The sequence below is a fragment of the Methylicorpusculum oleiharenae genome (genome assembly GCF_009828925.2).
GTDB classification, from domain to species: Bacteria; Pseudomonadota; Gammaproteobacteria; order Methylococcales; family Methylomonadaceae; genus Methylicorpusculum; species Methylicorpusculum oleiharenae.
On the sequence record NZ_WUTY02000001.1, the window covers coordinates 4,966,522 to 4,985,071 of the forward strand.

Annotated in this window: 16 protein-coding genes; 4 read left to right on the forward strand and 12 right to left on the reverse strand. The window is 46.1% G+C overall.

The window, feature by feature from the left end; all coding sequences use genetic code 11:
- Positions 1-5: 5 nt before the first annotated feature.
- The 7 genes from GO003_RS22150 to GO003_RS22180 form a co-directional block, all read right to left on the reverse strand.
- Positions 6-287 (reverse strand): type II toxin-antitoxin system TacA family antitoxin, encoded by a 282-nt coding sequence (locus GO003_RS22150; protein ID WP_159659035.1) that lies wholly within the window; start codon positions 285-287, stop codon positions 6-8.
- A gap of 101 nt (positions 288-388) precedes the next feature.
- Positions 389-2,773 (reverse strand): type I restriction-modification system subunit M, encoded by a 2,385-nt coding sequence (locus tag GO003_RS22155; RefSeq protein ID WP_159659034.1) that lies wholly within the window; start codon positions 2,771-2,773, stop codon positions 389-391.
- Between the two features lie 185 nt (positions 2,774-2,958).
- Complete coding sequence (locus GO003_RS22160; RefSeq protein WP_159659033.1) at positions 2,959-3,984, reverse strand: class 1 fructose-bisphosphatase; 1,026 nt, start codon at positions 3,982-3,984, stop codon at positions 2,959-2,961.
- A 392-nt stretch (positions 3,985-4,376) separates the two neighbouring features.
- A complete protein-coding gene (locus GO003_RS22165; protein ID WP_159659032.1) occupies positions 4,377-5,201 on the reverse strand; it encodes an MOSC domain-containing protein in 825 nt (274 codons plus the stop codon).
- Entirely contained in the window at positions 5,201-5,884 is a 684-nt protein-coding gene (locus tag GO003_RS22170) for a chitosanase (RefSeq protein WP_159659031.1), read from the reverse strand. Before GO003_RS22170 ends, GO003_RS22165 begins: the two co-directional genes overlap by 1 nt.
- 165 nt (positions 5,885-6,049) lie before the next feature.
- Positions 6,050-6,499, reverse strand: coding sequence for a lysozyme inhibitor LprI family protein (locus tag GO003_RS22175; protein WP_159659030.1), 450 nt, complete (start codon positions 6,497-6,499; stop codon positions 6,050-6,052).
- Positions 6,499-7,560 carry a DUF2235 domain-containing protein gene (locus GO003_RS22180; protein ID WP_159659029.1) on the reverse strand — a complete coding sequence of 354 codons (1,062 nt, stop codon included), beginning with the start codon at positions 7,558-7,560 and terminating at the stop codon, positions 6,499-6,501. The genes GO003_RS22175 and GO003_RS22180 overlap by 1 nt, the downstream gene beginning before the upstream one ends.
- 197 nt (positions 7,561-7,757) lie before the next feature.
- On the opposite strand from GO003_RS22180, the gene GO003_RS22185 reads away from it, so the two are divergent.
- On the forward strand, positions 7,758-8,894 hold the full coding sequence (locus tag GO003_RS22185; RefSeq protein ID WP_159659028.1) for an aminotransferase class V-fold PLP-dependent enzyme: 1,137 nt from the start codon (positions 7,758-7,760) through the stop codon (positions 8,892-8,894).
- Positions 8,895-9,105: 211 nt separating this feature from the next.
- Here GO003_RS22185 and GO003_RS22190 read toward each other — a convergent pair whose 3' ends face one another.
- From GO003_RS22190 to GO003_RS22200, 3 genes are all read right to left on the reverse strand, one after another.
- Complete coding sequence (locus tag GO003_RS22190) at positions 9,106-10,182, reverse strand: lytic transglycosylase domain-containing protein (RefSeq protein WP_159659027.1); 1,077 nt, start codon at positions 10,180-10,182, stop codon at positions 9,106-9,108.
- A 364-nt stretch (positions 10,183-10,546) separates the two neighbouring features.
- Positions 10,547-11,077 carry a menaquinone-dependent protoporphyrinogen IX dehydrogenase gene (hemG, locus tag GO003_RS22195; RefSeq protein ID WP_159659026.1) on the reverse strand — a complete coding sequence of 177 codons (531 nt, stop codon included), beginning with the start codon at positions 11,075-11,077 and terminating at the stop codon, positions 10,547-10,549.
- A 77-nt stretch (positions 11,078-11,154) separates the two neighbouring features.
- Positions 11,155-13,404, reverse strand: coding sequence for a spermidine synthase (locus tag GO003_RS22200; protein ID WP_159659025.1), 2,250 nt, complete (start codon positions 13,402-13,404; stop codon positions 11,155-11,157).
- Positions 13,405-14,029: 625 nt separating this feature from the next.
- Between GO003_RS22200 and GO003_RS22205 the strand changes: the two genes are divergently transcribed.
- From GO003_RS22205 to GO003_RS22215, 3 genes are all read left to right on the forward strand, one after another.
- Positions 14,030-14,194 (forward strand): rubredoxin, encoded by a 165-nt coding sequence (locus GO003_RS22205; RefSeq protein ID WP_159659024.1) that lies wholly within the window; start codon positions 14,030-14,032, stop codon positions 14,192-14,194.
- 220 nt (positions 14,195-14,414) lie between these two features.
- On the forward strand, positions 14,415-15,200 hold the full coding sequence (locus GO003_RS22210; RefSeq protein ID WP_159659023.1) for a DUF3530 family protein: 786 nt from the start codon (positions 14,415-14,417) through the stop codon (positions 15,198-15,200).
- 673 nt (positions 15,201-15,873) lie between these two features.
- On the forward strand, positions 15,874-16,341 hold the full coding sequence (locus tag GO003_RS22215; RefSeq protein ID WP_159659022.1) for a gamma-glutamylcyclotransferase family protein: 468 nt from the start codon (positions 15,874-15,876) through the stop codon (positions 16,339-16,341).
- Here the strand turns inward: GO003_RS22215 and GO003_RS22220 are convergent.
- Together GO003_RS22220 and GO003_RS22225 are read right to left on the reverse strand one after the other, a co-directional pair.
- Positions 16,300-17,448, reverse strand: a complete 1,149-nt coding sequence (locus GO003_RS22220) for a GNAT family N-acetyltransferase/peptidase C39 family protein (protein ID WP_159659021.1) — start codon at positions 17,446-17,448, stop codon at positions 16,300-16,302. The genes GO003_RS22215 and GO003_RS22220 overlap by 42 nt on opposite strands.
- Entirely contained in the window at positions 17,441-18,544 is a 1,104-nt protein-coding gene (locus GO003_RS22225) for a M14 family metallopeptidase (protein ID WP_159659020.1), read from the reverse strand. The genes GO003_RS22220 and GO003_RS22225 overlap by 8 nt, the downstream gene beginning before the upstream one ends.
- Positions 18,545-18,550: the final 6 nt, after the last annotated feature.

The window sequence follows — 18,550 nt, forward strand, 5'->3', positions numbered from 1 at the left end:
TAATTTTACCAGGGTTTTGGGGCAGCCATCAGGCGCTCAAACCCTTCACCGCTGGGCGGTTGATCCAGTACTTCCAGAAAGTGGTCGTAGGTTTGTTGATCGACCCGCACCAGCGTTTGATCCAGCAGGGATTCTTCGGCTGCGCGGCGGGCGGCATCAATCATGAATTCCGAGCGGGTTTTGCCCTGAGCTTTGGCGGCTTGGTCAATCAAGGCGCGAATCTCGGTGCGAATCCGCAAATTAACGGCATGGGTTTGAGGGTCGGCGATGGTGGATTGAATAGCCATGGCAACATCCTTTAATGAAGTTTAATTACTTTAATCTTAGCCGATAAGATACACAATGTGTATCTTATTTGTTTTATCGTCTATACGTTGGTAAAGCCGAATCATAGCCGATTTACGTCAATACCCAGAATATCGGCAATCAAGCCTTCGGCCTGTTTTTCCAAAGCGATAATGTCTGTCGCTACTGCGTTCATGCTGCGTAGCGGCTTATGCCGGTAGAAATATTTATTGAAGCTGATTTCATAACCGATTTTAGTAGAGTCGAGGTTAATCCAGGCTTCTTCGACATGTGGTTTAACTTCCGCCAAAAAATAGCGGTGAATGCTGTCATTCAGTGGCACCGATTCGTTGTCACGCAGGTCGGCGTTGGTTTCGTAGGTGAGAAATTCACCTTTTTTATCGGTTGAGTAATAGCCAAAATCCGGCAACTCTTGTTCGCTGCAATCCAGGTGGTGCATTAAAGCATCAAGCTTGTCGCGGCTGAGCTTGAGTTTTTGCGCGATGACTTTTTCGGCGATTCTGTCGTACCAACTGACGGCATTGAGGATGGCGTTTTTGTCGCTGGCGCTGAGTTTTAGGTTTTGCGCCTTGAGTATGGCGTCGACGGAGGCCTTGAATTGGTTGAAATCGCTGGATACGTCGGTACCGATCGCCGCCATCAAAGTTTGCGCTGTTTTCATCAGGTTTTGCTGTTTCAACCAAGTATCCAGATTTAGCAATTTTGCCCGATTTTTGGCGTTGAGGCTTAGTTCATTGCCTTCGCACCAGGCCAGAATGGCTTTTTCGTGTTGGTTCAAGCAGCCGGGTTTATAGACGGCATCGCACCATTGCTGATAAATCCACTGCATCGGCTGACTCAATGCCTTGTCGAAACGTAAAGTTTCAATGCGCTCCAGGCTGAATTGTGCATTGCGGCGATCGGGCCGTTCGATATTGACCTTGTAGTAGCCAAAATCGCTGTTGTCAAACGCCTGAGCGGCGATACCCGCATCATCGTTTTGCCGCTCTTGAGCGGCCAAGCTTAAATAGGTATCGACGATGGTCTGGATATGTTCCGGCGCGAATTCGCAATTTTTATTGCCTAGATTTTTGCGCAGTTTACGGTAAAGCTGACTGGCATCGATCAACTGCACCTTACCTTTACGTTCGGGCGCCTTATGGTTGGACAACAACCAGATATAAGTCGTGATGCCGGTGTTGTAAAACAGGTTGTTGGGTAGCTGGATAATGGCTTCCAGCAAGTCGTTTTCGATGATGTGGCGACGAATATTACTTTCTCCGCTGCCTGCATCACCTGTGAACAGGCTGGAACCGTTATGCACGGAAGCGATGCGCGAGCCGCCTATTTTTGAACCCGCACTGTTTTTTTCCAACGGTTTCATTTTACTGACCATTTCCATCAGAAACAGCAATTGACCGTCACTGGAACGTGGTGTGGCATCCAGCGTTTCCGGATTACCCCAGTAATCGTTTAGTATCACCCGAAACCGGGGGTCGATCACGTCGCCACCGTCTTTGATGTATTTCTGCTCGCTGGCCCAGCTTTTGCCATAGGGCGGATTGGAGAGCATGAAATCAAAGCAGATACCGGCAAATTCATCCACAGACAGGGTGGAGCCGACGCGAATGTTGGCCGGGTTATTGCCCTTGATCATCATGTCGGATTTACAAATGGCGTAAGTTTCGTCGTTGATTTCCTTGCCGTACAAATACACATCGCCGGTTGCGCGAATCGCGCCTTCCTCATCTTTGATGAAGTTTTGCGACTCGGTGAGCATGCCACCGGAACCGCAGGCCGAGTCGTAAATGGTCATGACCGGCGGCAATTGATCTTTCACGGGATCGAAGACTAAATGGGTCATTAATTCGATTACATCACGAGGCGTGAAATGTTCACCGGCCTCTTCGTTATTTTCTTCGTTGAACTTGCGGATCAGCTCTTCAAAGACATAGCCCATGCCCAGATTGGTTAAGGCGGGCTGGCGATTGCCGTCCGGGTCTTCCTTGTCATAGGGCGTGAGATTGATGTAGGGCGAGGTAAATTTTTCCAGGACGCCAAGCAAAACGTCCTTGCTGGCCATATGGCGAACCTGGGTTTTGAGATTGAACTTGTCGATGATCTCCTTGACGTTAGCGCTGTAGCCGTTAAGGTATTCTTCGACATTCGCCAACAGAATTTGCTGATTGTTGGTAGCGGTTTTTAGTAATTGCGTGAGCGTCCATTTACTGGTGTTGTAAAACACATAGCCTGAAGCGTCTCGCAAACCGTTATCGTCAAGCTCGGTCAGTCCCATGTCGTTTTGCTGGAAAGCCAATTCTTCTAAAACTTTGGCTTTGCTGGGTTCCAATAGTGCATCCAGACGACGCAAGACCACCATCGGCAGGATGACATCGCGGTATTTGCCGCGGACATAGATATCGCGCAAGCAATCGTCGGCGATCGACCAAATAAAGGAAACGAGTTTATTGTGTGCGGGGTGATTCATTTGCTGGATTCCATTATCCAAGGCTTAAAACAAAATTTATCCCTATTCAATTTAAGGTGACATCTTGGCAAATCAAGCACTTTTTAGGGTCCGATTGGAAATGCCAAATTCAATTGCAGGGCGTATGAATTTGTCCACACACGAGAGATAGGTTGGTAAATCGCGAAGTTGATTCCGAAGAAACCCTAAGAACCTGGAGCTGATTTATCCGACTCCTGATAATAGCTGATCAGCCGCTCCACTTCATTTTTGGAACCTAAAATGACCGGCACCCGCTGGTGCAAGCCTTGAGGTTTGATATCAAGAATCCGTTCCCGGCCGTTTGAACATACGCCTCCGGCTTGCTCAATGATATAGGCCATGGGATTGGCTTCATACATCAAACGCAAACGTCCCGGCTTGGAAGGATCTCTCAAATCATAAGGATACATAAAGATGCCGCCGCGCGTCAGAATGCGATAAACCTCTGACACCATGGACGCAATCCAGCGCATATTGAAATCCTTGCCTCTTGGCCCCTCGTGACCTTGCAGACACTCTTCAATATAGCGTTTTACCGGCGCTTCCCAAAAGCGCTGGTTAGACATATTAATCGCAAATTCGTGGGTTTCCTCCGGAATTTTAATTGCAGGATGCGTCAGGATAAATTCTCCGATATCCTGATCAAGGGTAAAGCCGTTGACACCGTGTCCTGTGGTCAGAATCATCATTGTCGATGGCCCGTATAAGACAAAACCGGCACAGACTTGCTCCGAACCCACACGCAAAAAATCTTCCAGCGCCGGATCCACACCTTCCCTACAACGTAAAATAGAGAAGATGGTTCCCACCGTCAAATTCACATCAATGTTGGATGAGCCATCCAAGGGGTCGAATAAGGCCAGATACTTGCCTTTAGGGTAATGGCTAGGAATAGTGATGATATCGTCGACTTCTTCCGAAACCATACCGGCCAAATGACCGGTCCAGTTGAGTGAATTGATCATGATTTCGTTGGTGATAATGTCCAGTTTCTTCTGAACTTCTCCTTGCACATTCTCCGAGTCGGCACTGCCCAGCACACCGATCAAATTGCCCCTGTTGACTCTGTGCGAGATTTGCTTGCAGGCGGTCGCAATATCATTAAGTAACAAGGTAAACGCCCCGGATACGCCGGGATATTCGCGTTGCTGCTCTATAATGAATTGAGTCAAAGTTACGTTGTTAACCATATTGAATTTATCTCTGCTATTTTTTTGGGAGGGGAGTTTTCAGGCTGAATCACTGAGCCATTGTGGCTAAAAGCGGATTCAAACTATCAGTTTATCGGGAAATTATGACGCAATTAAGAAACAGCGACAAACCTCCTGTTGCCTGGCTGCAATTCCCCGTTTGAATTTTTATGGTAACTATTCAGCGGAGTTAATTGTTGGGTTGCGAAAAGCATGCAGCCCAACCTACGCTAAATAATTACTTTTTTGTAGCTTTGAGGGTGGGTGTAAACCTTGCTAGGAACGCCGTAAACCCATCCATGGGGGCCTGACGTCAGCATTCCTGCTGCCGAAGCTTACATCTCCCCTTTTTTAATCATCAAACTTGGAATTGCGGGTTGCATGGGTTTCATTTAAGCGCATACATCAGAACAAAGAACAGGATCACCAATACGGATAATTCCGCTGTTTTCAGGCATTAACGAAATAGCAAAGACCGGCTTTTTAGTATCATAGCTGTTAAGCAAGGCTTTTAACACGGGCAAATCCCGCGCTCCGGTTTCAGGATTGGCATGGGTAGCCAGACACCTTTCCTTGGCAGCGAAGCCGCGAAAGCGAACCTCACCAATAGATACCACTTTACCAATCCAGCCCTGTTCTTCCCAGGGATTAAGACCTTCAACCGCGATATTGGACCGGAACCGTCTCTCGTCTAGCTCAGAAGAATCCAGCATGCCCGCTACTGCAAGTAGACTTTCACGTCCGTGCAAAGTCACTCGCCCGGCAGAGCTGTCCTGATAGCGCGGCGATATGCCGTCGCCAACGAGGTTTAACGGCAGTCTTTCGGGGTTTTTTTGTAACGGATTTTCATGAAGATCAAGCACGTATTGCGTGATCATTTCAACGATGCGCTGTCTGCCGGTTTTATCGAGCCCGGCCTCACTCATCAGTTTATCTCCCAGACTCATCGTCAAATGCAAGCGCTGATGATCAAACTTTAAACTTAAACGCGCGAGACCCGGAGTATTCATCAAACTTAGAAAAGCCTGTTTTTTACACCAGTCATCCTGCGCGCCACCCGCATCGGCAAAGCGGATACCCAAGACACGGTCGCCGGCGATTCGGCCTTCTTCAAGCACGGTCAATGATTCACAAGACTCCGGTGTAAAGCCTTTTACCGGATAGCGGTATAGCGCCGCCACCCGGGGAACAGATGCTGCCGGTTTATCCGACGACATTAAACCGTCACCGCAATGCCGTTGGCCATAATGGGTAATTTGGATAACTGCCAATTATCCTTGGCTATTTCTTGCTTGAAACACTGCGTTCTGTAAACGGTCTTCTGTAATATTTTGTTAGGGTGCGTCGATAGCCACGCCTCACGGGCATCAACATATTGTTTGATCCAAACCTTTTCATTACCGTTTTTAACGGGCGGAGACTCGGGAAAGCGTTTGCGTAAAAAATCAAGAATGGAACCACTGTGTATAAAGGAGTCATAGATAACCAGCGCCGACAGCGGCAAAGTAAATCCTTGACCGGACGCCCATTTCATCGCTTTTTGAAAATAACGCTGATCAAAAAAATCATCCTGCACTTCACGCATGATGGGATCCTTTTTTGCTGCTTCACGCAACCATTTTTTAAACCCGGCGTCATCTGCCAGTGGAACGACGCCAATTTTTACTATATAGGGTTTTAACTGTCCGCTATAAAGTCCGTTTCGATCAACGTACATTTGCACCAGGGTCTCCAGATTCCCGTATTCAGTTGTCTGCGAGCGCCCATAGGTCACTTGCCTCATCCCGTGCGGCCCGTCCCGATAAATCGAAATAGCGCTGTAATCTCCCTGAAGGCTGCCGCTTTCAAAAACATTAATGATTTGTTCGCACGTTTTTTTCTGCTGAGGTGTCAGGTTCATAGTGTTCTCCTGAGTAAAATAATGCACGAGCGCCCGATTAGCAGGGGCTATTTAGCTGATCCCGTAAATGGCTGGACAGGCATACCAAGAACCGATCAGGCACTTACCCTTCGATCAGATCATATCGAAGGATGTGTTCAGTAACTCTTTTTAACAAGCCCCATGCTAGGTATCAGGATGAAAACGTCCTTTTAATTCTGCCAATCGATCCTGCGTAAACTTGATAAAAGCGCCATTGTATTCCAGCGTAGCCAGAGAGCCACCTGTAGAAATCACCGCACTTTTTGATCCGGCTTCACGGTCAGTTAACCAACGCCTTTGTTCCTCAAAAAGTGCGTCACGATTTTGCCCGTCCAGTGTCTGCAGCAGTTGAACATAAACGATGAATAACTGCGCATCGAGAATATCGGCAAGATACTGGCTTTGATCGTTTAACTCACGTTGATTAACTGCCGCTTGATGAACCGATGAAGACTCTACAAACTCCTGCAGCGTTGTCAGCGAAGGCTGCCAGGATTCAGGGATGATCGTTTTGCTCGTTTGCAGATGATCACAACCGGCTAAAACAGTGATCAAGCCCCCTAAAACCAATGAGCCTATCGATAGGACTTGCATCAGTAAGGCTCCACGGGCAGGTTTTTCAACCCATAAGCAATGTTTTCAGGATTATAGGTAAACAGGGCGTCGGCATTGCGATTAACAACGCTCTCATGAAGCATTTCGTTGACTCCGGTACGATCAACGCTTACATCCTCATGCAATTGCCCGATCGGCCTTAAATAAGGCCCAAACACTTTATAGGCGAGCGAGAAGGAATCAACCAGCTGACCACGGAAATTTTCATTTACATTTTTGGGGTCAGACAAATAGGACTGATCAAATTCAAGTCCCCGCAATTGAGCATTTTTGATCATCCATGAAAAAGCAGTATCGGACAGCCCCGTCTCTTTATAGCCGCCTCCCACATTGGAATGTGTACCGGAAAACCAGACTTGCTTCATTTCCTTGCATTCATCCGCTTTAGTCCAAACGCTGGGGCGAAAAGGCTCTCGCCGCTCGTCGGCCGCTAGAGCATGGTAGGCATAATCGGTGTTACGCAATTCGGTATCATGAAAGCCTACCCACAATTTTCGGCTAATCCAACCCATTAAAGGAGTCGGTGCTCCTAAGGCGCCCACCGTATCCCAGACACCGATAAACTTAAAATGCGGTTTAACCGTTTTAGCTTTTAACGCTTCACTTTTTGCATAGTTTTTATGACTTGACCGTTTTTCCGGTGGTGTCTTGTACAAATCATAAATCAACTTGAATTGATCGAAATCTTTAGCAGCAAGCAAGCCATAACGGGTGACAAAGCCTGCAAAGGAACGAATCGTATAGGCTCCCCGACTGAATCCGAAACCGAAAATTTCATCACCTTCTTGATAGTTATCCGTTAAAAAGCGATAGCAATCCTCAATGTTTTCGGATATCCCCATGCCGGTTGCCCCGCCGATGTATTTATCCGTCAATCCGCCATTGGCGCCAACTCCGGGATCATAAAAAACCAACTGCCTTACCTGGTGCGAATCGACAGGCAGAAGAGCCCTTTTTAATTTGTAGACATTGGTTGGTACTGCCTGATTCGGTGAATTCCAGGTACCATCACAGCAAATAATTATTTTTTTATTAGTCATAAGTCCTCACAAATGAATCTGCTCAAGTCGTTAATGACCTCATCCTTATGCAGTAAATCCCCTCATCTTAAAGTTCAACGTGTTTTGAATGGCATTGGGAGTAAATTTTTCACACTCAGATTTTTCTCCATTTACATCACAGTCATGATAAAAATGCAATTAGAAGAACCCCATCAGCAATTAGACCGGTAAAATATATGCAGCATCCCGAATTTCCACTGTCACCTACGCTCATTTATCTGAATCATGCAGCCGTAAGCCCTTGGCCACTTCGCGCAAGTCAGGCCGTGATAGATTTCGCCCGCCAGAACTGTGTTTACGGCTCACACTTCTACGGTCAGTGGCTGGAGAAGGAAGCTGATTTGCGCAGTCAATTCAAACAACTCTTGAATGCGCCATCCGATGAAGATATCGCACTGGTAAAAAACACCTCTGAGGCGCTTTCATTCGTCGCTTATGGGCTGGATTGGCGGACTGGACAGAATATCGTCACCAGTAATGAAGAATTCCCATCCAATCGAATACCCTGGCAATCGCTGACAGATCAGGGTATTGAGCTACGAGAAGCGGATTTAAAGTCTTCAACGACGCCTGAAGATGCCTTATTTGCCCTGGTGGATAATCAGACACGATTATTGACCATCAGCTCTGTACAATTTGCATCAGGCATCAGGATGGATCTGGATAAAATCGGCGAATTCTGTAAAAAAAAGGGGATTTTGCTCTGCGTAGACGCCATTCAAAGCCTGGGAGCTGTTCAATTCGACGTCCAGTCCTGCCAAGCCGATTTTGTTATGGCCGATGGCCACAAATGGTTATGTGGTCCTGAAGGCTTAGGGGTTTTTTATTCAACCCCCGCCGCAAGAAGTCAACTGCGATTGACGCAATACGGCTGGCACATGATGAAAGATACGCATAACTACGAAAACAAACCCTGGGAAATTCACCCAGGTGCGCGTCGGTTCGAATGCGGCAGTCCCAATATGCTGGGTATTCATGCATTATCGGCGAGCTTATCGCTTTTGCTGGAAACCGGAATGATAAATGTCGAACAACGTGTTCTCCAGAATGCTGATTATTTGAGTGTCAAGATTCAAGAAAACCCTCATTTGAAATTACTTTCAAAAGCAGCATCACGGCTTAAATCCGGCATTGTGGTTTTTAAACATAAAACCCTGGAGAATTCTTTCGTTTACAACCATTTACAAGCGAATGGGCTAGTCTGCGCAATGCGAGGAGAAGGCATCCGTTTGTCAGCCCACTTTTACCAAACAGAGGAAGAACTGGATCGGGGACTAAAATTGATCAGTGAGTTAAGCAGCCCGGCAGTTTGAGCGGATAACACTATCCTTTTGGCCGCCAGGTAATCCAATGTTTTTATTGACGACCGTGTAATTATCGTTTGATACATTAAAAGCGTCACCCGATGGTAAATAGCCAATACCGTAAAGTTAAGCGTATTTTGCAGGAGCGGGCCATGCCCGCGACCTCAGATGGTCCAATCGCGGGCATGGCCCGCTCCTATAATATTGCCTATCGATTTGATTATTCTGCAGCCAGATACTGAGCTCTTACCATTGGCCGCTCGTAGCTCACCCCTTCCCGGAAATAGGCCATAGGATTACTGGCAATATCTCTGGCCGCCAGAAACTGAGCATAATAATTGCGTGAATCAAAACCGAACAAGGGGCTGTTATATCTCTGAACAATACGGGCAAAATCATTACCTATCTGATTCTGCGCACGTTTCATCCCGTTGATGCCGTGGTTATAGGAAGTAACGGCTGTTGGCCAATCCCCCAGTTTATTGTAGGCATGGCGAAGATAACGGGCCGCTCCGTAGGCCGATGCAATTGGATCATGACGCCGGTCAGGTTTGTTGTTGCCTGGCATAAATGTTTCCGCTGCGCCACGGGTAAACTGCCACATACCGACAGCCCCTGCCGAAGATTTGGCTGAGGCTTGAAAAGAGGATTCCACATGAGGCAAAAATGCAAAATCTTCCGGAAGGCTGTATTCGCGGAAAATCTTCCTGAACTGCGAATCATAACGCCCACTGATTTCCAACCCACGCTTAAACCTTTCTTTGATCCCTCGCTGAGAGCGGAGCCTTTCACTTGCCCCGGCTAAAATAAAGCCTTTATTACGGCTATTCTGCAGCTTAGCGTACAACTGTTTTTCAAATGGATTGAGCGGCACCCGAGCACGGACTTTAAAATCCAAAGCCGTTAATTGGCTTTTCCAATATTCTTTGCGCCGGCTGACTATTTCCTTTTGCTCATTGGTCAAACCCTCGCCAACAGACCCCGGTAAAACCAACACCTCATAAATAACATCCATGTCACGGTCGTCATAAAAAGCAACCTCTGATCGCCGCCATACACCATACGTTTTACGCCAAAAATCTACAGCTGGCTCAAGTGCAGGGGGTTTGGGAAATACCCCCAGCGATTTCATGGCTGGTAGATGCGGGGAAGGAGATCTATACGCCTGATGGTGACTAACCTGCGGCCTGACGGACGCAACAGCTTGCTTTTCGTGCTTTGGCGGCGTGCTGCTACAGGCGCTAAGTAAACCAAGTATCACAGTTATAAGAGGGGTATAAAGTTTGTGTCGCTTCATGATGTTATCCGGAGGTGTCCAGAATAAATAGTATGCCGGTTTATCAGCAAACATAATTGCCGATAAACGGACCCAGACCGTTAAGACTTGCTTAAGAATGATAGTTCAATTCTAGCGCTTTACCGATAAAAATTACATCAAAAATTATAAAAATCTTGTTTAATTTTATTCGTTTAATCAGCCATTTACCAACCGAAGTTAATAAATAATTGAATTAGCTGAACCTTATTTAAATTTGACCGTTTAATATCCCTTTGAGGAGGTGTTTTTTAAATTTATGCCGCTGACAAAAAATGTATCTGATGTTAATTTTTCAATAAAAAAGGACGCAAAATAATCGCGCTCCTATCGATAATATCAGCACTTATTCCATCTCGCTGATACGCTGACCAAAAGACTCAACTTGCTCCCAGTCTGTAAATTCGATAACGGCCTTTGGATCGGTGGGGCCATGGGTAATCAACATAATGAGCTGAATAATTAAACGATCAAAAAAACTGTAACCGGGATAATTAATCTTGCCGGCAAAAACCGCCAGTTCTTTAGGTTTCCAGGTTATCCGCTTAAGGAATTTCTGAAGGTACGGATTATTCCCTGGTATGCTTTTTTCAGGCTTTCGGGCCACCAGATTGACCGAGAAAAACGCGTTCGGTTTGCTTTCAAGAATGAGCCTGTTTTTATTAATGAAATCAACAATCAGCGGACTGTGTTTGCCATAGTGGACGCTGCCGCCGACAACAATCTTGTCGAACACGCTTAAGTCCAGTTCTGGCTCCTCATTGACTGAAACAACGGTAACCTGATGGGAGCGCTGTTCAATCACTTGCTGCAGTCTTTGGCAGATTTTTTGAGTGTGACCATCAATGGATGAATAGACGATGAGGATATTAGCCATAGTTTATAAATTTTCTCTAAAAGGTTTTATTTCAATAAAAAGCAGTATCGAATTCGCTTTCTATTATTGCTAAGCCGCTATTTCCATAAACTAACTATTGAAGTGTAATCATCCGTCCAGGGTTTCATATCAAAATAAAGCGGCATTTTTTGCCATTTGCCCAGTTGACTGTTAGCCAGTGGCATAAGCATTTCAGCATTATTCGCCATCACCACCCAATCGGTTGCAACCACCAGCGGCTGCTCGTCCTGAGGTTTGAATTCCTGTATCAACGCTGCGTAATTCAACTGCTTGGCATGATCGGCCAATACTTTTTTAAGGGCCAAATGCCGATTGGTGATGTGAAAGGCAAGAATCCCCTGCGGTTTAAGCTTGGAAAAATAAAGCTTGATAGCTTCCTGGGTTAAAAGGTGGGTTGGGATTGAATCCGAACTGAACGCATCGACGATCAAGAAATCAAACTTTTCAGCATCCTCTCTCACCAGCGACTGACGCGCATCACCGATGACCGTTGTGGCGTTGTGGCTGCACTTGGATAAATAGGTGAAATACTCCGGATTATTGGCAATTGATACGACGAGAGGATCAATCTCGTAAAGTGTCCAGTGTTGCCGATCTTTGGCATAGCACATCATTGCACCGGCACCAAGACCGACTAAACCGATATTCCAGTTCTCATTCACCTGATCAAACTCTTTGAATAACTGCCCCATCGGCCCTGGACGGCTGTAATAGGTATAAGGCGTCAATTCTTCCTGAGCGATACGGCGTTGCGCACCGTGTTTGGTTGTACCGTGGAAAATCTCGTTGTAACGCTCTGGATTACCCTGCTCGTCAATGAGCATGCTTTCTCGCACCGAGAGCACACCGAAAAAAGTGCGGTCCTGGAACATCGTATTCGACACCATCGCATGAAGGCCGACCGTAAAGAAAATAAGTGTCCCGGTCAACAAACCTAATGAGAGCGGCTGATGCCTGAAGGCATAAGTCAATCCAGCCAGCAGGATTAGGCCAGCCCCCAAAGCATCAAGGTAAATCAGTACATTATCGACGAGAAAATAAATCAGTACGCCCGAAAATAAAACCAGCAAAGGAAACAGGCTTTGCTTGAGAAGGCCTCTGCTATCCGACATGGATGCCAGATTCAGCCCTGGCCGCAGCAACAACGCGGCGACAATCATGATGGGGTACTCATACACTGCATCAAATACAAAAGGCGCAACAAACGTATTGAACATACCGCCCAGCATGCCTGCAAATGACATGATCAGATAAAAGTGCGTCAAATGTTGCGTTGCAGGCCTCCGATTGGCCAGTTCGCCATGACACACCATCACCGCCAGAAAAAATGCCAGAGCGTGGATACAAAGATCCAGCCAGTAAGGCAAAACCGCCGGATTAATGTAGGAATAAGCCAAAAACGGCAATAAAACCATCGGCTGCAACTTGACCATCAACGGATGAACAAGCCTGTTCCAGCGGGAAAAAACGATAACAAACGACAGTAAATAAAGCGTCAGCGGAATGATCCAAAGCAAGGGTGCTGAAGCGATATCGGTGCTGATGAAATTGGTCAATCCCAGTAATAAACTCGAAGGCACCAGGGCCAGAAGCAGCCAGTGCACCTGGGTCAAAAGCGCAGGTTTATCAGTGATAGTTTTAGGAAGCTGAGTGTCCGGCTCCACTTTACTGTGTTCGGTCCAGACAACGCCCGCACTGATAACGATCATCAAACAGAGTACGCTGTACCCGGCACTCCAGGCCAATTGTTGGTAGCCCAGTCCAACATTGGGCTCCAGCAAAAAAGGATAACTCAATAAAGCGATGAGACTTCCGGCATTACTGGCAGCATACAGATAATAAGGGTCATGACTGGTATGGTGACCTAACCCGGAAAACCACTTTTGCAATAAGGGGGCCGTTGTAGACACAACAAAAAAAGGTAGGCCAATCGTCATTGTCAGCACGGTCAGTAACCAGAATGTAGGATTGCTGTCCGTGGGCGGCAAGGCATTTTCAGGCAAACCCAAAGGCAACGCGGCCAAGCTCAGCAAAATAACCACAGCATGAATCTGAACCTGCCAAAGCGCTTTAAATTTTATCGATATTAAATGCGCATACAGATAGCCGAGAAACAAAATTGTTTGATAGAACACCATACAGGTATTCCATACAGCCGGAGTGCCGCCAAGAAGAGGCAATAACAATTTGCCATACATAGGCTGCATAATAAACATCAGCGTAGCACTGGAAAAAAGTGTTATGGCAAATAACGCTATCAGCCAATAACGGCGATTATCTAAACGCTCATCTGTCGTATTTATCATTATATGTTGTGTGATAGATGTTTTAAGAATTGAGTTCTTGATCAATACCGGCTTAAAGCTCAGCGCTGGTACCGAGTAAATAGCCGGAAAAATCAGACCCAAGTTTAAAAAAAGCTTAATGATAAAGCATTTGAGTGATTTTGGGTGTGTCCGGAAACACTGAATAGTCCTGAATAGCCATTTTCAGTTAATAACAAAGTGTAACTATTCAGTGTTTTTTGTTGGATTGGCGCCAGCATTTGATTAATCAGGACGCTTGAAGACGTCCTTGTCGTTAACACACCTGTGAATCAGGTCCGATTGATAGATCATTTGATACCGTATGAGTTGCTACTCGCAGCTTGGAATTTTTAATAAAATGCATTCCGGCAACTTGAGATTTTCCGGCAAGCTGATAGATTAAAATCTTGGACTCTCCGGAAGTATAAGCTGACACCCTTTTTAATGCGCTCAAGCCGCGTTTTCTAAAATTCAGTAAGTGCCGGCACAACATGGCAGGATGCCATTGATTTTACAAACTAACGACTATCGAAATTTATCCTTAGCGTTGGCGGAATTCATCCTTAAAAAGGGTGATTCCCTATTGATATGTTAAAAAACAATTTTAAATTTCAAGGAAATAAAGATGAAAAAGTGGCGATGCATTTTATGTGGTTTTATTTATGATGAAGCCGAAGGACTGCCTGAAGATGGCATCGCGCCGGGAACGCTTTGGGAAGACATTCCTGAAGACTGGGAATGCCTGGATTGCGGCGCATCGAAAGAAAACTTTGAAATGGAAGAAATCTGATTAACCACGAAAATGCCGCCTGAAAGGAATTTGGGCGGCGAAACTTTTCCGACTCATTCATCAAAAACACGAGCATTTAACATTTCTTGAACAAAAAGACATAATAAAAACGCCAACCTTGATAACACATGACCTTGTGTGCAAGCATGACACAACGTCAATAGCCGTTTAAAATAGCCCAACCAGCAGAATCTAAAACGGGTCCAAAACAGGGTGAATAATGAGAGGAAAATTACTGCTTTTGGGCGCCCTTTTACTGCCGTTAAATTCCTTTGCAACGGATATTGAAAGAGAAGCTGAATACGCTCGCTTCATTGGCAAACAACTCGAATTTGGGGAAGTCATCCGGCTCAATGCCGAAAATAAAAAGTTTCTGGCCATTTATACCGAAACGCCTCAAACGGACACTCTATACGCCGCGATTCTGCTTCATGACAAAGACAGCTATCCCGATCAAAAGGCCTTAATCCATTCACTGAGAACGAATCTCCCCCATCATCAATGGGCAACACTGTCATTACAGGTACCTGTTCTCGAGAAAGGCGCTCAAACAATTGATTATTTGAGCTTATTCCCTGAACTCATTTCAAGGCTTAAGGCCGCAAACGAATATCTGAAGAACAAGAAGATTGAAAACGTCGTATTAATAGGTCACGGCCTGGGCGCTTTAATGGCGCTCTATGGCGAAACACAACTCAAAGACCAATTCAAGGCGGTTGTGGCAATCAGTTTGCCTGTTATGGACGAGACGATTCAGTCGGAATACCAGACGGTAGAATTACTCAAAAAAGTTGAGGTCCCGGTTTTAGATCTCTATGGAGGACTGGACAGGCCTGAAATAATCATTACAGCTAACAAAAGGCGGTTAGCGGCTAAAGAAAATAAGGGCTATCGACAAGACAGGCTGGAGTTTGAAAAAACCGATTCGCCAGATGATGAAAAATTGATTGTAAAACGGGTTTACAGCTGGCTTAGGCGCCAAAATTACGATAATTTAGAGCAATGATGCACCTCTTCGGCCATCCTTGGCTACTTAAAACCCTCATTCAAATCGGGCGAGTTAGGGGGACATTATTCACTAATGCTATTTATGAAAGATTAATAGCCACCAGAACGGCTATCGATACCAATTGCAAAAGGACAAGATTAAATTTTGCGCGAGAAGTATCATTCTTTACGCTTATCTTAGCCGCTACGGTTTTCATGTTGTTCCCCTTAAATCAAGAGTAAAAAGTAAACACGATGAGAACGTTGTAATCGAACCCTTAAGAAACATTCAGTTACTGACGGACTCACATAATCTCAGGCAATATTAATACCAAAGTAACTATATTTTAAAAGTTTGCCGGGTCAACTCTAGTCAAACCAGAAGATTTAAGCCTTTGCTAACAGCCATCAATATAAAACCAAATAACCCGACACTTAAAACTTACCACTGTTTATCCGGTTTGCAACTTTATGGTGCAAAATAATATGAAAAAGTCCCATATAATGGCAAATGATAAAAATCTACCCTGATATGCAATAAATGAGTCACGTAATAACCCGTATTAAGTGCTTTTTATGCATCCTGTTTTTAGTCGTCATCGATATAGGACCCATACCGTTTACTTCGTTAATCGCGTTATATGTGTTACTCAGCCGACCAAACTGGTTTAAAAACCTCGTCGAAAAATTGTATGACAATCGATAAGTGCCCTTATCTGTTTGTCTACGGCAGCTTGAGAAAAGGCATGCCAAATGCCATGGCGGAATGGCTCGAACATCAGGCTGACTGGCTTGAAACCTCCTTTATCAAAGGCCAATTGTTCGACATTGGGGATTATCCGGGTGCAATCAGCATCCCTGACTGCACCGATAAAGTCTGGGGCGATATTTACCGGATGGATGATGATCTTAGCTGCGCAAACATTTTAGGCCAGCTCGATGAATTTGAAGAATGCACGGAGCATTTTTCCATCCCGCATGAATACCTGCGTATAAAAACGCCTGTTTTCAGATCCAATGGCCAAAGCCTGGAAGCCTGGTTTTATCTCTATAACCGGCCTGTTGAGCGGTTTAAACGAATTACAGAGGGCGATTATGTTGAATTTAAAGCGGCGGAGTCAGGACTTGCTGATACCGGCACTGTCAAATGTCCGCCTTGATATCACAACCGCAGCCCGGAGCTGTGACCGGCCAAAACGGGCCATTGCGACAAACTCGGCTTTTGAAACAGGCACATAACAATTGTCAGACTCGCTGGCAGGGTGCTCATTATCAACATAGGGGTCGTGCAAATAGATAAAATGCGGATCGTGCGCGGTCAAAACGACCCAATGTGGTGCTTTATTGCGATTAATCCGATAGGTGCTGATCAGAATCAGAGGGATATGGCCAGCATCCAGATGGTTGATGAGCATCTGCATCGTGATATTACAATAATGAACACGCACATCGGTTGCGTTCAGCTGACGCAGGAAATCCTTTTGGACCAGACTAATGACATCCCGCTTTTCCTGACTCCGCACGCTGTCGATGAAAAGGACTTGCTCATGGCTCAGGTACATATCCACTTCAAACCCGCGTCGCCAGGCAGCCAGACCTAAACCATGAGGTCCGCAGCCACCGTGACCGGAAGTCATAAAAATGGTCGTTGACTCGCGCCATAATTGCAATTCATCGGCTTGAGTCATTGCAATTTCGCGATTGAGTCCGGCCATAGCCATCAGCAATGAAGCCGGGCCGCAACTGAATTCAGTCGTCTGGCAATAAAAAGGCACTTGCAAACGGGTAACCGGATGCGGATAAATGATCCTTTTTTCAAAACACAGCGCCTCACTGTGATCTTCGTAATAATCGGGCTTGACATCAAATTGGCGATAGCCTAAATGCGTGTATAACTTGATCGCACCCAGGTTATCCGGCCGCACTTCCAGACGCAGGTAAACGCAATCATGAGCTCTGACACGCTGTTCCGCTTGCTCGATCAATGCCGCACCGAATCCGGCTCCACGGTATTCCGGCAACACCGCCAGAGAATATAAACGCGCCAGCGATGCCCCTCTTCGATAAAGCAACAAGGCATAACCGACTGCAACGTTATTAAACTCGGCAATAATAATGTCACTGTGCCCTTTTTCCAGCATCCGCAAAAAGCTCCGATGACTCAATCTATCCAGAATAAAGCACCGATTTTCTATGCTGACCAGCTGGCTGATATCCCGTTTTTCAGCATCACGAAAAGTCAATTGGGGTACACGGGCCTCAGCCACTGAAGCCGTCCTGTTCTTGCAAACCTCGCAGGGCTTGGGCTAAAACCTGGCTGCTTCGAAATAACACCATTTCTTTCCAATCGGTTTTATCGGGATAAAAATAACCTCGCAGTCGCTGCTGAACCCTTTTGATTGAGTTCGATGGACGCGTTGTTATCCCCTCTTTTTGCCAGACGTAATTTTCCTCTCTCAGCACCTCAAACATTTCTTCCAACGCATAAGTCCCGAATTCCAGCGTGACGTAACACACTTTATCGCCTAACGCCTTCTGCCAAGCGTAATCCAGTAAACCGGATTTTGGCACCGATGTCGAAGTTCCCAGCGCAGGTTCCGTCACGCTATCGCCAAACCAGCGTCTGGCCCGCTTCGCACCCTCTGTATCAGGCAGATGATCGCAAATGATCTCGCCGTAACCGTAAGGCCCAAGGCCTGAGTGAATATCCACTACGGCGACTTTTTTCCGATCCATTAATTGATAATCCTGTATCAATTGCTCAATATTGCGTCTGGACCAGGAAGGTTCCATCCCGCCATAAAATAAACCACCCGGATACTGATACTGGCCTCCGCTTATGGCCTCCTCTGTTTTGCGCTGACCGTGTTTATTCCGGAACTCAGCCAATGCCAGATCACAATCAGAGATGGAAGTTTCATCCCAACCAGAGGGCAACAGAACATCAGCTAACGCCTGATAACCCTCGTTGACGGGTACTTGATTAAAATCAATAAAATTTCGATTGAGATCGATATTGTCTTCATTGACCCTGCGCAAGTGAGCAAAACCGAAAGGATTCAAGGCATGAATGAATAGCACGGCCACCTTGTCAGGCAATACTTCATGCCTTAACCAGTTAACCTGGGCTGCCGATCCGCAAAAACCTTCGACGCCATGCGTGGCGCTGATAACAACCAGAACATTCTCAGCCTTGTCGTCACCCAACCAAAACAAATCAGTCGCCAGAGGCTGCTCCTCCGAATGCAGAGGATGGAGCAAGGCTGTCAAACGGCCGGGTAAAAGACTGCACGCGCTTAAAAATTTTTCCCGGGCTTGCCAAAAGTCTTGGCCAAATGAAGCGGTATCAAAATCAAAAGACATGGCATT

Excerpts from the sequence above, each read along its gene's own strand:
- GO003_RS22225 (WP_159659020.1), bottom strand. The coding sequence starts at position 18,544 with ATGTCTTTTGATTTTGATACCGCTTCATTTGGCCAAGACTTTTGGCAA.
- GO003_RS22185 (WP_159659028.1), top strand. The coding sequence starts at position 7,758 with ATGCAGCATCCCGAATTTCCACTGTCACCTACGCTCATTTATCTGAAT.
- GO003_RS22170 (WP_159659031.1), bottom strand. The coding sequence starts at position 5,884 with ATGAACCTGACACCTCAGCAGAAAAAAACGTGCGAACAAATCATTAAT.
- GO003_RS22190 (WP_159659027.1), bottom strand. The coding sequence starts at position 10,182 with ATGAAGCGACACAAACTTTATACCCCTCTTATAACTGTGATACTTGGT.
- GO003_RS22205 (WP_159659024.1), top strand. The coding sequence starts at position 14,030 with ATGAAAAAGTGGCGATGCATTTTATGTGGTTTTATTTATGATGAAGCC.
- GO003_RS22150 (WP_159659035.1), bottom strand. The coding sequence starts at position 287 with ATGGCTATTCAATCCACCATCGCCGACCCTCAAACCCATGCCGTTAAT.
- GO003_RS22215 (WP_159659022.1), top strand. The coding sequence starts at position 15,874 with ATGACAATCGATAAGTGCCCTTATCTGTTTGTCTACGGCAGCTTGAGA.
- hemG (WP_159659026.1), bottom strand. The coding sequence starts at position 11,077 with ATGGCTAATATCCTCATCGTCTATTCATCCATTGATGGTCACACTCAA.
- GO003_RS22160 (WP_159659033.1), bottom strand. The coding sequence starts at position 3,984 with ATGGTTAACAACGTAACTTTGACTCAATTCATTATAGAGCAGCAACGC.
- GO003_RS22200 (WP_159659025.1), bottom strand. The coding sequence starts at position 13,404 with ATGATAAATACGACAGATGAGCGTTTAGATAATCGCCGTTATTGGCTG.
- GO003_RS22210 (WP_159659023.1), top strand. The coding sequence starts at position 14,415 with ATGAGAGGAAAATTACTGCTTTTGGGCGCCCTTTTACTGCCGTTAAAT.
- GO003_RS22155 (WP_159659034.1), bottom strand. The coding sequence starts at position 2,773 with ATGAATCACCCCGCACACAATAAACTCGTTTCCTTTATTTGGTCGATC.
- GO003_RS22165 (WP_159659032.1), bottom strand. The coding sequence starts at position 5,201 with ATGTCGTCGGATAAACCGGCAGCATCTGTTCCCCGGGTGGCGGCGCTA.
- GO003_RS22175 (WP_159659030.1), bottom strand. The coding sequence starts at position 6,499 with ATGCAAGTCCTATCGATAGGCTCATTGGTTTTAGGGGGCTTGATCACT.
- GO003_RS22180 (WP_159659029.1), bottom strand. The coding sequence starts at position 7,560 with ATGACTAATAAAAAAATAATTATTTGCTGTGATGGTACCTGGAATTCA.